The following is a 14,231-nucleotide window of genomic DNA, read 5'->3' on the forward strand; positions in this document are numbered from 1 at the left end:
GGGGTTTTCAACGAGCTCACTGGAAAATGGCCCTTTGTCGCAGTGAGGGTTCCGGGACATCCAGTACCAATTGCGATAATGAAAGAGCTGGATTCTCCGATAACAGGGCCTAGTGCGAATATATCGGGAAGAATAAGTCCAATATCTGCCAGCGATGTGATATCCGAGCTTAATGGGCTTATAGATCTGCTGCTGGACTGTGGAGATTCCTATTTCGGCATAGAATCTACAATAGTCGATCTGACCATATCACCTGCAAGAGTGACAAGGGAGGGCATAATACCCGTTGATGAGCTGAGAAAAACAGGTCTTGATTTCATAGTTGAGGAAAGGGGAAAGAAGATAGATCTAGGCTTCAAGTTGATACTCTACGATATGGATCTGAAAAGGGCAAGAGAGGAGATATCAAAAGTAGCAGGAAATAAACCTGTTATAACGACGGAGGATGGAGCTCACCTGTACAAAGTGCCTGTAATACTGGGAAGAAGGGACAATCTTCACACGGTTGCCAAGAGCATATATAGGGTGTTCAGGATCCTAAGAGATCTGAACCCAGAGGTAGTGCTTGCTGAGCCCTTCAATGAGCCCGGAATAGGAAGAGCGATAATGGGCATACTCAAAGCTGCTTCTTGGAGGGTGGTAAATGAAAATTCACGATCCAGTTAGTTTTCATGATAATCCTCTTCATTTTTCTGCATTACAGCCACTGCACAAAACTCAATGTTGCTTTATGACTTCCTCTTTCAGATTTCTCTTTTGTTTCAGGCAATATTTACATTATTAGGAGCTGTTTGTAGTAAAGAATTAGCCATCTAGAATGAATTTTTATTCCAATTATTGCATTTTCTACATCACTTGTTACAACCTTAATGCAAGAAGAAAATGTTCCCCTCAGTAGATACTGCATATAGGATAAAAAGCACCAAAATTATTGCCAGAACTTTCAATATCCTACTCAGAAGCTTTCTCACAGCATAATACATTAAAGAACTTACTTAAAAATTTTTTGCACATAATTACTAGGAACTTCTAATGGAGAGGAATCATGAACTTGAATTGAGCTTTCCAAGGCCACTCAAATGAGCTAAGAAAAAGAATTCTCAGGTCTACTCTGATATCGGAAGATATATAACCCCTGAGCTATTCCCATATGAAACAGCTCTTCCCTCTTTCTTTCTCATTGCAACTACAGCGCAGACAAAGGAGTCAATTTCATCAATGCTTTCAGGAATCTTTCTGAAGGATATGCCAGTCACAACCTCCAGAGCTTTGACAGCTTCTGGCATCTCCCTCTTTCTCCTCGGTCTCTTAATTCCCATTATTCTGTATATGGCTGTAGGAAATGTCTCTATTACCTCGAAGTTGTGGAGCTTTTTCTTAAGGGAGAAAGCCCTTAAAGATAGCATTCTCATGTGGCTGAAATTGGGAGGAAAAACCCTGAAGCCCAATTTTATCAGATCAAGATCACATTTCCTGAGCTTTGGCTGGGATGTCAGCGGGGCATCTATTGCTATGATAGACGGCTTTCTCCTTATTGCAAACTCCACTATTTCCTCATCTCTGTAAAGCCTTGTTGTTGATGCGAGTTTTTCCTCAATTATGCAGATCCCGGAAGGTCTTCTTTCATAAGCAGCCAGATCTATCCCCATGAATATATCCGGCAACTGAGCACCTCTACCTCCAAAGCGTCAAGCCATGCTCTTCCAGCTTTGAGAAGTGTTTTTTATTTCTGGTCCAGAGGGGAAGCATCCTTGAGATAGAGGTAGCTCCTATCAGAAGATCTCTCTCATCTATAAGTTCTCCTTTGCTCCTGAGCTTTCTCCAGATGATGGAGGCCTCTTCTATCACCTTATTGTCCAGTGGTATCACCCCAAATATATCCTCTGCTAGAGCTTTTGCCTTTATCGGATCAGCTTTTCCCCTGATGAACTCATATAAAGTTACTATGGAGATATAGCACGGAAGATCCGGTAGATCCTCCTTTCCTCTGTCTATATCAATCAAAACACTTGTATCTATTAGGATTCCCCTAGCCTTAATTTTAACCTCACCTCCTCATAGGAAGAGTCAAATTCTATTTTTCTCAGCTCTTCTAATGCCTTTTTAGTTCTTTCCCTTCTATAATTCTCTGCAAGTTCAAATAAAAATTTATCCCAAGTTTTATCTCCTTTTAGCTTGGCTAGAAGCTCCTTTGTCTCCCTGCTCACAGTGATGGTTGTGGGCATGAGTAATTGACAATGTTCAACTTATAATTCTTACTTTGTCGTGATGTTATTCTTATGAATTAATAATTCTGCGGATTTTTGGCCTTATCATCGCAACGCCGAGGGAGGTGCTTATCTCGGTTATCGGGCCAATTGCCACCATGGTTCCTCCCATAACAGGGAGAAATAGCCCTATTACCCCTGTGATGATGGCCTCCATCGGCTTAAGGCCTAGGAGCATGTAGAGTATTGATGAATTCGCCACATCGAACAGAAACTCTGATATCAGGGAGAGAGAGAACAAAAAATTGGGATTGTTGCTCTTCATATACCCCCATAGAAAGCCTATGAGGCCACAAAGAGCTGAGTTAACAGCTGTCCATGGACCTATTCCGAAGAAGATATCCGATACAGCATAGCTCATAATCCCGGCTAGGAGGCCTGCACATGGGGATTCAGCTGATGCTATCAGGGTGAACATGAAGGGGAAGTTTATCACCTGAGTTGCTCCTATTACCAGATGCTTCATGAGCCTCATAGCTATGGAAAGAGAGGCCATTATTCCGGCTGTTGCAACCGATCTGCTTCTGCAACTCAATCCATGTATCTACCTCCGTTTATGTTTATCACCTCTCCATTTACATGGTCATTTTCTATCAGGAATATGACAGCATGAGCTATTTCCTCAGGCCTTGCTATTCTTCCCTGAGGGGAGAGCTCTATTCCTCTCCTCTTCACCTCATCCGAGAGAGCGGATGTATCCACAGGTCCAGGGGCAACAGCATTAACAGTTATGTTGAATGGAGCTAGCTCTCTTGCCAAGGCCCTTGTAAGTCCTATAACTCCAGCCTTTGATGCTGCATAAGCTACGCCAACAGTTCCTCCTTCCTTTCCAGCTATCGAGGATATGTTCACTATCTTCCCCCTTCTTCTTCCCATCATGTGCTTTGCCACCAGTTTGCACATGAAGAATGTGCCCGTCAAGTTGACACCTATTATCCTGTTCCACTCCTCCTCCGTTATCTCCTCTATTTTATAATACTTAGGAAGGACTCCTGCATTGTTTACCAGTATATCCACTGAGCCGAAGTTCAGGAGAGCCTGTTCGAATAGCTTTATACAATCGCTGTACTTTGATATATCTGCCCTGACTGCTACAGCTTTTCTCCCCATCCTCCTTATTGCTGACGCTGTTTCCTCAGCCGATCTCTCGTCCGATACGTAGTTTACCATAACATCAGCTCCTTTTTCCGCTAGAGCAATTGATATGGCTCTTCCTATTCCTCTTCCCCCTCCTGTAACAATAGCCTTGCTTCCCTCTATCTGCATAACTAGCTGTGCGCTAAGAGGGGAAAAAGTTAATGCATAATTTACTCAAATACAAAATGATAAATATATAATATGTAGTTGACAGATTCTGCCCGTCAAACCTTGTTCACTCTGCAGGTGGATTAGATTCCCAGTTTTGCTCGAATTTCTACGGTTTGATTATAGGGATTAATGATGCCTCTGGTCGATTATCTAGCTCCTGTTGACAGGAAGCTATCAGATGAGGAGATGGAAAAAGCAGGTTCCCTGATAAGCGCTATAATAAGGGTATGTGACTGGAAGGGTCTTGCTATACTCTTCTCCTCCGTTCAAGAAGGCCTACTATGGGTTGAGGAGCACAGGGACAAGACCACGAGCTGTTATGTAGATGCGTCCTCATTATTTAAATTAATAGACTATATAAGAGGAGTTCTGCTGGATAAGGAGTATAAGATGGAGAAATATAGTTGGGAGAACACAAAATATAGGACCATCAGAAGCTGGCTGATCGAGCCAAAGAAGAGGCTGGCTGATTTTTATGTCCTCCTTCTTGATGTCTTAAATTCTCCTGATGAAATTAAACAGGAGTTTGAGCAGTTCAAGGGGAAGTTGATCAAAATAGACGAGCTCCCCAGCGATTTCAAAATACAAGCAGGTGCACTGGGGACCTTTCTTCTGTACAAGGGATTTGTGTGCAGCAGGGTGTTCTTCTCCCACTCAAACTCCGGCTGGTTTAACCTGACGCACGACAAGCCTCAGTCCCCTCAGGAGTACATGAAGGAGCAGGAGGAGAGGAGGATCCTATGATCCAAAATATAAATTCAGAGTTTTCATCTATTTATAACCAACGAAATCTATTCTATTTGTTCTGCGCTTACAAATTTCCCTTTCATTTCATTGGCATGTTTCTCATCTCCCTGGTCATACTGCTCTTTTTACTGTAAAGCTTTTTCATCTGCGGCCCGGATATCACCTTCATATATGTTTTTATTCTGCATTAAGCAGTTTCTACTGGATGTCCAAGAAGGGCATAGTTATTCAGGAGGATGTCCTTAACAGGCTTAGAAAACTTCAGGAGGAACTTACAAGGAAAACAGGAAAACCTGTTTCTTTAGATGAAGTTTTAAAATACCTTATGGATTCTGTTGAGAAAGAGAATATGAAACCTTATATCCCAGCACAAAGACCAATAAAACCTGAGAAAGAAGATTTTAGCAAAAAACAGGTTGAAATTCCAGCAGAAGCGGGCATAGCTGAGGCAATGCACATAGTTGCGGATATCCTAGGGGAAAGAATAAGGGACTCCTGTAGAAAGTATGACAACAAAAGAGGGGTATGCATGTGGTATGAGCTTTATGATATACCTAGTGACCTCAGAAATGCCTTTTCAGATCTTTTCATTGATATCGATGGAGTAACCAGATTTCTCGTGGGAAATCATCCTTGGGTATGCGTTATGTGCAGAAAGGGGAAAGTGTGAAATATTATTAAATGATCTCTTCTAAATTTAGCCCCCGCTATAACTATTGCTTTTATATAAAAAAGAAAAGAGGAAAAAGGTCAGCCAGCAGGCGGAGGTATAACGTTATCCATCCACCACTGCATATTCCACAGGGCATCATGTCCAAGTCTCTCGCCAGAAGCCGCCATCAGGTTGCCCTTGTTGTCGTAAAGCGGGCCTGTGAACGGATCAAATGTTGGAACTTCTTCGCTCATCTGAGCAAGTCTCAGCATAACCAGATCGTACACAGACATCTCCTTCCCCGTTATCTTCTCCTTAACTTTCACAGCCTTAAGTTTATCCGCTATAGCTGGGTTTATCGGTTCTCCTGGTGAGCATCCAAGCTCGACTGCTCCCTCGCGTAGCATCCACCAGTAATCCACATTCTGGAGGTTTGTGTTTGTGTATATGCCTAGGTATATCTTAGCCAATATATCTTCGTATATCTTCTCCCAGTGTACTATCTGCCCGCTCACGCACACATCTGGCCCGTATGCCTTCATCGGGCTGTAGTGACCGAAGGCATAAATGGGCTGTCCCTTCTTGTAATGCTCCTCCGCTACCTGAACAACTGTCGGCGAGTCCTCTGTGAATGCTAAGACATCAACTCCCTCGGCTATAAGTGCTTCTGCAGCCTCCCTTGCTCTTGTAGGATCATACCAAGCGTGAATTTCCCTCACATATACCTTAGCGTTGGGATTGACTTCCTTTACTCCTATTGCAAACGCATTTATGTGTCTGACAACCTCGGGTATTGTGAAGGCTGCAACATATCCTACCTTGTTCGTCTTCGTCAAGGCTCCAGCCATAAGTCCATTAAGATAGTACAGCTGGTAGAACTCAGCGAAGTATGTTCCCATGTTTGCAGCTCTCTTGTAACCTGAACAGTGGAAGAATATCTTGTCTGGATGCTTCTTCGCCTCCTCTAAAGTTGGGTCCATGTAACCGAAGCTTGTTGTGAATATCACATCTGCTCCCTTTGCAAGCATATCCTCTATATATTTTGCCGCGTCAGCTTCAGCAACGGACTCAGCATACATCGTCTTTAGCCATGGAAATTCTTTCTCGACATACTTTCTTCCCTGGTCGTGAGCGTGAGTCCATCCATAGTCACCTATCGGTCCTATATAGATGAAGCCTGCTGTAAGGTTCTTTCCCCATTGAGGCGGGGGAGGGCATGTTGGTGCTGGAGGGCACGGAGGACAAGAAGTTGGAGGACAGATCTTTGCATAATACCCTACTATGCCTGCCAGAATGGCCGCAACAACTAGAACCACTATCCAAATACTTGTCTTCATGGGGTATCCCCTGCAATTTATTGTAGAGGATAAGATAAACCTTGCTTAACTGTTGGTGTAAATTTTACTTGTTCGTGTATATAGTTCTCTGCTGACAACTCATCGGCTTACTATTTTTACCTCTCCTCTCTCACAAACGGAACTCCTAGTGCGGCAGGTGCACCGAATCTCCTTTTCATTCCACTCATCGAGAAGATCATAACGACTATTGTTGCTATATAAGGCATCATGCCAAGTATATCAGTCGGTATTCCGTATGCCTGCAAATTGAACTGGATTGCCTCTATCCCACCGAAAAGATATGCTCCCACTATTGCCCTTAGAGGGCTCCAGAAGGAGAATATCACCAGGGCTATTGCTATCCATCCTCTTCCGGCCGTAGTCATAACATCGCCCCAGAATGGGGCTGAAACTGTGGTCAAATATGCACCTCCAAGTCCTGCAAGTCCTCCTCCGATTGCTGTGCAAGCATACCTTATTAGGCTTACATTTACTCCAAGAGCATCAGCAACAGCTGGATTCTCACCGCAAGCCCTTATTCTTATGCCTATTTTTGTCCTGAAAAGGATGTACCACATCACTACAGCTAATATTATAGAGAGGTAGAAAAGTGCATCCATTCTGAATAAAGGACCAAGCAGGGGTATCTGGCTCAAAAACGGTATCCTTATCGGATTGAAGCTTATCCCTGGAGATCCCACATATTTTATCCCGATGACGCTGCTCAATCCAAGTCCAAACATCGTCAAGGCAAGGCCTGAAACTGTCTGATTTCCTCTCATTGTTATGGATACAAAAGCATGAATTAATGAGAGAGCTATCCCCACCAAAATTGCTGTCAGAACTGCTAAAAGGAGATTTCCGGTTATCTTTCCAACAATAAATGCAGTTACAGCTCCCATTATCATCATTCCCTCCACGCCAAGGTTCATCACACCAGATCTCTCTGCATATATCTCCCCGAGAGTAGAATAGAGCAGGGGAGTTCCCGAAACAAGTATTGTTGATATTATACTTTCGTAAAATGTCATATTCATCAAATCACCTCCTCAACTTTATGCTGTAATTTAGGAATACTTCCGACGCCAGAAGGAACAAGAGAATTATCCCGTTGAACATGTTTATCACTCCAACAGGCATACCAAATGATATCTGTATGTAGCTTCCGCCTACAAGTATCCCGCTGAAGAAAACAGTCGATACCAGAACAGCTAGGGGATTGAGGCCTCCAAGCCACGCTATTATTATTGCTGTATATCCATAACCCACTGAGAATCCTGGCCTGAGCCTGTGCTGTATTCCAGCTATCTCCCCAACTCCCGCTATGCCGGCAAGTCCACCGCTTATAATCATAGATATTAATATAACTCTCGATATGTTTATCCCGGCAAATCTTGCTGCCATCAAGTTGTCCCCAACTACCTTGAGCTCGTAGCCGAATGAGGTCCTGTTCATCAGCAGATAAACAAAAATTAGGCTGGTAAGAGCTATTATAAGCGTAATGTAGTGTATTCTTGTGCCTGGAATTGTCTGAAGGGTGGCATGATCAGGAAGTATTGCTGTCTGAGCGAAACCGGACCATGTCATGTTTCCCCACTGCTCTTTCGCTCTCCAAGGTCCATAAACTAGGTAGTAAAGAAGCCTTATTGCAACATAATTCATAAGAAGGGTTGTTATAACCTCATTCACATTCATTTTTGCCCTCAAAACAGCTGGTATTAGGGCCCAGAGGGCTCCTGCTAGAAATCCGGATAGAAACATAGCCGGAATAACAAGATAGCTTGGCAATGGAACCCATAAACCCACTCCAGTGGCGGCTATTGCCCCCAGTATCAGCTGTCCCTCAGCTCCTATATTCCATATCTGGCCTTTGAAAACAAGGGAAAGACCTACTCCACATAAAAGCAGGGGTATAAGCTTCACTATTACCTCAGAAACTCCTGTTTTAGTCCCAAAAGCACCCAGAAATATCTCCCTGTATACTTCAACTGGATCTGCTCCGTAAAACCAGAATATCATGCCGACAGAGGCTAGAGCAAGAAGCATTGCTGTTGTTCTCACAGCTATCATCCTTCTAAAGCCAGCTTTCTCCCTCTTCACAAAGGCTATCCTCATGAGATCACCTTCATCCTCCTTGATCCAGCCATCATAAGGCCTATCTCCTCCATGCTGAACTCATCTGGTCTTCCAATTCCCATTATCTCTCCCTGATACATGACAGCTATCGTATCGCTTAGTGAGAGAATCTCCTCAAGATCCTCTGATACGAGGAGCACAGCAGCACCCTTGTCCCTCTCCTCTACAAGCTTTCTCCTTATGTATTCAGTAGCTCCCACATCCAACCCATATGTGGGATGCGCCGCTATCACAAGCTTTGGATCTGATGATAGCTCTCTTGCCAGTATAAGTCTCTGTATATTGCCTCCTGAAAGGAACTTTGCCTTTACCCTTATGCTTGGAGCTACTATGTCATATTCCGTTTTCAGCTTCTCTGCATTAGATCTTATGCTCTTTAAATCGAGAATTCCTTTTCTGCAGAAGGGAGGAAGGAAATATTTTTTCAAAATCAGGTTCTCAGCTAGATCCATTCCGGGCATTATACCCATCTTAACCCTCTCCTCTGGTATGTGTGCAGTTCCCAGAAGCCCTATCTCTCTAGGGGATCTGTTTGTCATGTCTATTCCATTTATCAACACCTTTCCTGAAATTGCCTTCCTAAGCCCTGTTATCACCTCAATTAGCTCTCTCTGTCCATTTCCAGCTACTCCAGCTATCCCAAATATCTCCCCACTATGAACCTTGAAGCTAACACCCTTTAATGCCAGAACACCTTTGTCGTTCAATGCCTTTAAATCAACAACCTCGAGGATCACAGGCCCCTTCTCCCCCTCCTTCTTCTCCACTCTGAATAATATCTCCCTGCCGACCATCATCCTTGCCAGCTCCTCTTTGCTTGTCTCATCTCTTCTCTTAACTCCGACAACTCTTCCCTTCCTCATGACAGTTACCCTGTCAGCTACCTGAAACACTTCCTCTAGCTTGTGTGTTATGAAAACTATCCCCTTTCCCTCAGATTTTAGCTTTTTTAGCGTGGAAAAAAGTTCATTTACCTCTATTGGCGTGAGAACAGACGTGGGCTCGTCAAGTATAAGCACATCGCTCTCCCTGTACAAAGCCTTTATTATCTCCACTCTCTGCTTCTCTCCCGCTGATAGCTGCCATACATAGGCATCTGGATCAACTTTTAGGCCATATCTCTCTCCAAGTTCTATTATTCTCCTTTTCACCTCTATATCAGGCCTTATCTGCTTTTTAGCAAATCCAAGAGCTACATTCTCGGCAACGGTAAAACTGTCTATCAGGAGAAAGTTCTGGTGGACCATCCCGATTCCAAGTTTTATAGCATCAGCCGGGCTGTTTATAGAAACCTCTTTGCCTTTGACGTAAATTCTGCCTGAATCAGGCCTATATATTCCATAGAGTATGTTCATCAGAGTAGTCTTTCCTGCCCCATTCTCCCCAAGAAGTGCATGAATTTCCCCTGGCATTAACTCGAAATCAACATTATCATTTGCCACAATTCCCGGGAAAGTCTTTCTTATGCCCACCATCCTTACTAAGGGTTCCATGCTTCACCCTCTGAAGATCATCCAATCCTCCTTCTAATGCCGTTTTCGGTGACCTCTTAAATATGCAGAGCTCTTCTTAGCCATAGAAGTAAGATATTGATTTTTCTTATAAAATTAACTGACAGGCACTTAGAAAATTAACAAGATCATGTATATATCACCTTTCATCCGACCTTCTTCTAGTTTTTCCATTTTTCCATGCTCACCTTTATGTTATTCTTTTCCAAGTTAGCGAGGTGAGGTCATGGGAGGGGAGTCTGCTGAGGTTTATTACAACAGAGGTGTGACTTTCATAAACTACAGGAAGTATGAGGACGCTGTGGAAGCCTTAAGCAAGGCGATAGAGCTCGAGCCAGATCTAGCAAGAGCTTACTACAACAGAGGAATAGCATTTCTAAACCTAAATAAATACGATGAAGCCATGAAGGATTTTGACAAGGCTTGGTTGATGAGGGAGAAGCTGTTCAGCATGGGAGCTGAGGTGGTATCAGCTGTTCTAAAGGCTATTTCAGCAAATCCGGACCAGCTGAAGAAGGAGGCTCCGGTGTGGCTTGACAGGGCAAAAGAAGTGTATGATCTGCTCTCAGATGAGGTAAAGGGGCTTGTTGAGCAGCTTAAGTCATGAAGCTTACTGCAGTTAACTAAATTAAACTTTTTCATATTTTTTATTTAATGTTAATGGTTATCTTGAATTTCGTCTGGAGACACAGACTTGTACTGCCTTTTTCTAATTCTCGGAGAAGCTTAGAGAATGCTTCGTAGAGAATTTACTTTTGGAGATGATAATTAAACAATTTAGTAAAGAGTCCGGAAGTCTTAAAAGCTTCAAAAGTTCATTGATCTGTGGAAGCATTAGAGAGAATTCTTCCAGAAGGGATACCCTTTCCTGGAACTAGATCCTACTCCTTCTTCGCCAGAAGCAGGATAATGCAGACATTCTACAGAGATGTAGCTCTTGATGTAACTAGAGAGGTTGAAAGAGGGAGGATACTTGATGTGGGCACTGGACCGGGATATCTTCCTCTCCAAATATCCAGAATGATCCCCGAATCTGAGGTTATTGGAGTGGATATCTCCAAGGATATGATAAAAATAGCTAGAAGGAATGCTGAAAGGGCAGGAGCAAGAAACGTAAGGTTTCTACTGGAGGATGCAAATAGGATGTCTTTTGGAAATGAGACATTTGACCTAGTGGTGAGCACAGGATCCCTTCACCACTGGAAGAACCCGGTAAGAGTGATAAACGAGATATACAGAGTGTTGAAATTCGGGAAGAAAGCACTGATATATGATCTCTGGAGGGATGCTCCAAAGAAGTTGCTGAAGGAGAAGCTGAGGGAATGCGGCTATAGCATCACAGCAGGTCTAATAATGTATAGTATTGTAAAAGCACACTCCTCAATCACAGTAGAGGAAGTGATGAGGATTCTGGGAGAAGAGGGGAATATGTTCAGAAATTACTCTGTGGAAGAAGGCTGGAATTCCTATCCTGTTGTAAAGGTGACTCTTCTCAAGGTTTGAAATTTGCATCTATTTCCAAGTGGCATTATTCATCCGTCAGATCTCTAAATGAGATCCTCAACACAACAGTTGAAACTTAACATCTCGTAACTCATCCAATTACAAGATCTAAATCCTTATACTAATTAAGGGAAGCTGACAACCGTGCTCAGAAAATCGATCGTTTGCTGATCTATTATTTAATCACGAAATGCTTTTTAATTTTCTTTGAGTTTTTCTAGGGGGGATATTGGAGGAGTCATATGAGTTGATATACGTAGACCCTTCCAAGTGCGTGGGGTGCAGGAGCTGTGAGATAGCCTGTGCTGTTGAACACTCCCTCTCGAAGAACCTGTTTTTATCGATAACTGAGAGACCTCTCCCAAGAAAGAGAGTCAGAGTTATTCCAGCTGACGATTTCATAGTTCCAATGAGGTGTATGCACTGTGATGATGCTCCCTGCGTTGCTGTTTGTCCGACAGGTGCAATGGAGAAAACAGCAGAGGGATTTGTTGTTGTCAATCCTCTGAGGTGTATAGGCTGCAGGATGTGCATGATAGCCTGCCCCTTTGGGCATCCGGTGTACGATCCCTCATCCAAGATCGTGATAAAGTGCGATCACTGTCCTGATAGAATGAAAGAAGGACTTCCTCCTGCATGTGTTGAGGCCTGCCCAACAGGAGCTCTGAGATATGGCAGGGTGGAGGAAATTCTTGAGGAAACTGCTGCCAAAAAAGCCAAGGAGCTTGTCTCAGGTCTGGGGAAGGGGAAAGTCCTGTACAAAGCAATGGTTTCCGAGAAGCCGGCTCCTGAATCCCCCGTTCAGAAGATAAAGGAGATGTATGGATCTGTGAGGTGGTGGTGATGCCTGAGGAGAGGATATACGAGAGGTTAATGAAGTATGCAAGAAGGGAGTTCTACAAGGCTGTATCAATAGATCCAACAGTTCCGGATCTTCTTGAAAAAGCAGAGAAGGAGGGAATTGAGACTGCATGGCATAGATATCTGGCACAGCAGCCTCAGTGCGGTTTCGGCTTGCTCGGAACCTGTTGCAGAAACTGCAACCTAGGGCCATGCAGGATAGATCCCTTTGGATATGGGCCGAAAAGAGGTGTATGTGGCGCGACGGCTGATACTATAGTTGCTAGAAATCTGGATAGGATGATAGCAGCAGGAGCAGCAGCCCACAGCGACCATGCAAGGGATATAGTAGATGTGTTTGAGTCGGTTGCCGAGGGAAAGAACCCCTATTATAAGATAGCAGACGAGAAGAAGCTCATATCAATAGCGAAAGCCTTGGGAATAAAGACAGAGGAGAGGAAGATAAATGCTATAGCAAAGGATGTCCTGAATGTAGCTAGAATGGAGTTTGGGAAGCCTGGAGAGGAGCCTCTTGCCTTTTTGATGGCATATGCTCCTAAGAAGAGGATATCTTTGTGGAAGAAGCTTGGAATACTGCCTAGGGCAATAGACAGAGAGGTAACTGAGCTGATGCATAGGACGCATATAGGTGTTGATGCCGATCCCCTCAGCCTGATCGCACAGGGATTGAGATGTGCTCTAGCTGATGGATGGAGCGGTTCTCTCATGGCAACTCAATTCTCAGATGTGCTTTTTGGGACGCCAAAGCCTATAAAATTCGTGGCAAATCTTGGTGTTCTGAGGGAGAACACTGTGAACATAATATGCCATGGTCACAATCCTGTGCTTTCTATGAAGATTGCTGAAGCCGTGAGAAGCAAGGAGATGCAGGATCTTGCAAAATCAGTTGGGGCAGATGGGATAACTCTTGCTGGGATGTGCTGCACTGGAAATGAGATGTTGATGAGGCTCGGTATCCCGATTGCTGGAAACTTCCTCCAGCAGGAATTGGCCATAATAACGGGAGCTGTTGAGGCTGTTGTCGTCGATTATCAGTGCATAATGCCTGCTTTGGCGGACGTGGCTGCATGCTATCACACAAAGCTAATAACGACGGAGCCAAAGGCCCATATACCCGGAGCTGTTCACATCGAGTTCGACAAGGAGAAGGCGGATGAAAAAGCAAAGGAGATTGTTAAAACAGCAATTGAGAACTTCCCGAGGAGGGTGAAGGAGAAGGTGAACATACCGAAGGAGAAGATGGAGGCATGGGCCGGCTTCAGTGTTGAGGCAATAGTTGAGGCCCTAGGAGGCACTTTAGATCCTCTGATAGGGGCTTTAAGGGATGGGACAATAAAGGGAATTGTTGGTATAGTTGGATGCAACAATGTGAAGGTAAAACAAGACTTCAGCCATGTAACTCTCGCAAGAAGGCTGATAGAGAAGGACATCCTGATAGTTGGAACTGGATGCTGGGCAATAGCTGCAGCCAAGAACGGTCTTCTGAGACCAGAGGCAGCAAAGGAAGCAGGACCTGGCCTTAGAAAGATATGCGAGGCCCTTAAGATACCTCCGTGCCTTCACATGGGAAGCTGTGTTGACAACTCAAGGATATTGATTGCCCTATCAGCTTTATCCGAGGCAACGGGCCTTGATATATCTGAGCTTCCTGCAGCAGGCTCAGCTCCTGAGTGGATGAGCGAGAAAGCAGTCTCAATAGGGACTTATTTTGTGGCAAGCGGCGTCTTCACACATCTGGGCACAATACCTCCGGTCCTCGGCAGCCAGGAAGTGGTGAAGATACTGATAGAGGAGGCTGAAGGCCTAGTCGGGGGCAAGTTCTACGTTGAACCCGATCCTGAAAAGGCGGCAAACACTATATTTGAGCACATAATGGAGAAGAGAAAGAGACTTCACTGGGCTCTCTAAG

Annotated in this window: 16 protein-coding genes; 7 read left to right on the forward strand and 9 right to left on the reverse strand. The window is 44.1% G+C overall.

Going from position 1 to position 14,231, the window contains the following annotated elements:
* Positions 1–666 (forward strand): L-threonylcarbamoyladenylate synthase (locus D6D85_RS05360; RefSeq protein WP_202617267.1); only part of this gene is annotated, 666 nt, incomplete at its 5' end.
* A gap of 440 nt (positions 667–1,106) precedes the next feature.
* Here the strand turns inward: D6D85_RS05360 and D6D85_RS05365 are convergent.
* The 5 genes from D6D85_RS05365 to D6D85_RS05385 are packed head-to-tail and all read right to left on the reverse strand — an operon-like array spanning position 1,107 to position 3,533.
* Positions 1,107–1,664 (reverse strand): DUF429 domain-containing protein, encoded by a 558-nt coding sequence (locus D6D85_RS05365; RefSeq protein ID WP_125671043.1) that lies wholly within the window; start codon positions 1,662–1,664, stop codon positions 1,107–1,109.
* Positions 1,665–1,674: 10 nt separating this feature from the next.
* A complete protein-coding gene (locus D6D85_RS05370; protein WP_161969702.1) occupies positions 1,675–2,004 on the reverse strand; it encodes a type II toxin-antitoxin system VapC family toxin in 330 nt (109 codons plus the stop codon).
* A gap of 14 nt (positions 2,005–2,018) precedes the next feature.
* Positions 2,019–2,225, reverse strand: coding sequence for a hypothetical protein (locus tag D6D85_RS16670; RefSeq protein WP_125671045.1), 207 nt, complete (start codon positions 2,223–2,225; stop codon positions 2,019–2,021).
* 52 nt (positions 2,226–2,277) lie between these two features.
* Positions 2,278–2,802: a hypothetical protein gene (locus tag D6D85_RS05380; protein ID WP_125671046.1), complete on the reverse strand. Its 525-nt coding sequence runs from the start codon at positions 2,800–2,802 to the stop codon at positions 2,278–2,280.
* Entirely contained in the window at positions 2,799–3,533 is a 735-nt protein-coding gene (locus D6D85_RS05385; protein ID WP_125671047.1) for an SDR family NAD(P)-dependent oxidoreductase, read from the reverse strand. The genes D6D85_RS05380 and D6D85_RS05385 overlap by 4 nt, the downstream gene beginning before the upstream one ends.
* Before the next feature lie 174 nt (positions 3,534–3,707).
* On the opposite strand from D6D85_RS05385, the gene D6D85_RS05390 reads away from it, so the two are divergent.
* Together D6D85_RS05390 and D6D85_RS05395 are read left to right on the forward strand one after the other, a co-directional pair.
* Positions 3,708–4,319: a hypothetical protein gene (locus D6D85_RS05390; RefSeq protein ID WP_125671048.1), complete on the forward strand. Its 612-nt coding sequence runs from the start codon at positions 3,708–3,710 to the stop codon at positions 4,317–4,319.
* Between the two features lie 208 nt (positions 4,320–4,527).
* Positions 4,528–4,992, forward strand: coding sequence for a hypothetical protein (locus D6D85_RS05395; protein ID WP_125671049.1), 465 nt, complete (start codon positions 4,528–4,530; stop codon positions 4,990–4,992).
* Positions 4,993–5,072: 80 nt separating this feature from the next.
* Here the strand turns inward: D6D85_RS05395 and D6D85_RS05400 are convergent, their stop codons facing one another.
* From D6D85_RS05400 to D6D85_RS05415, 4 genes are all read right to left on the reverse strand, one after another.
* Complete coding sequence (locus D6D85_RS05400) at positions 5,073–6,311, reverse strand: BMP family ABC transporter substrate-binding protein (protein ID WP_125671050.1); 1,239 nt, start codon at positions 6,309–6,311, stop codon at positions 5,073–5,075.
* A gap of 116 nt (positions 6,312–6,427) precedes the next feature.
* On the reverse strand, positions 6,428–7,348 hold the full coding sequence (locus D6D85_RS05405; RefSeq protein WP_125671051.1) for an ABC transporter permease: 921 nt from the start codon (positions 7,346–7,348) through the stop codon (positions 6,428–6,430).
* A gap of 4 nt (positions 7,349–7,352) precedes the next feature.
* On the reverse strand, positions 7,353–8,426 hold the full coding sequence (locus D6D85_RS05410) for an ABC transporter permease (protein ID WP_125671052.1): 1,074 nt from the start codon (positions 8,424–8,426) through the stop codon (positions 7,353–7,355).
* Positions 8,423–9,940, reverse strand: coding sequence for an ABC transporter ATP-binding protein (locus tag D6D85_RS05415; protein WP_125671053.1), 1,518 nt, complete (start codon positions 9,938–9,940; stop codon positions 8,423–8,425). The genes D6D85_RS05410 and D6D85_RS05415 overlap by 4 nt, the downstream gene beginning before the upstream one ends.
* 244 nt (positions 9,941–10,184) lie before the next feature.
* Here D6D85_RS05415 and D6D85_RS05420 point away from each other — a divergent pair, with 244 nt between their 5' ends.
* The 4 genes from D6D85_RS05420 (at position 10,185) to cooS (ending at position 14,230) form a co-directional block, all read left to right on the forward strand.
* Positions 10,185–10,565, forward strand: coding sequence for a tetratricopeptide repeat protein (locus D6D85_RS05420; protein WP_125671054.1), 381 nt, complete (start codon positions 10,185–10,187; stop codon positions 10,563–10,565).
* A 218-nt stretch (positions 10,566–10,783) separates the two neighbouring features.
* The gene (locus tag D6D85_RS05425) at positions 10,784–11,461 is read left to right on the forward strand and encodes a class I SAM-dependent methyltransferase (RefSeq protein WP_125671055.1); all 678 of its coding nucleotides are present in this window, start codon (positions 10,784–10,786) and stop codon (positions 11,459–11,461) included.
* A 229-nt stretch (positions 11,462–11,690) separates the two neighbouring features.
* Positions 11,691–12,305 (forward strand): 4Fe-4S dicluster domain-containing protein, encoded by a 615-nt coding sequence (locus D6D85_RS05430; protein ID WP_237558762.1) that lies wholly within the window; start codon positions 11,691–11,693, stop codon positions 12,303–12,305.
* Positions 12,305–14,230, forward strand: coding sequence for an anaerobic carbon-monoxide dehydrogenase catalytic subunit (gene cooS, locus D6D85_RS05435; protein WP_373695742.1), 1,926 nt, complete (start codon positions 12,305–12,307; stop codon positions 14,228–14,230). The genes D6D85_RS05430 and cooS overlap by 1 nt, the downstream gene beginning before the upstream one ends.
* Position 14,231: the final 1 nt, after the last annotated feature.

Source organism: Candidatus Methanodesulfokora washburnensis, from assembly GCF_003947435.1.
Taxonomy (GTDB): Archaea; Korarchaeota; Korarchaeia; order Korarchaeales; family Korarchaeaceae; genus Methanodesulfokora; species Methanodesulfokora washburnensis.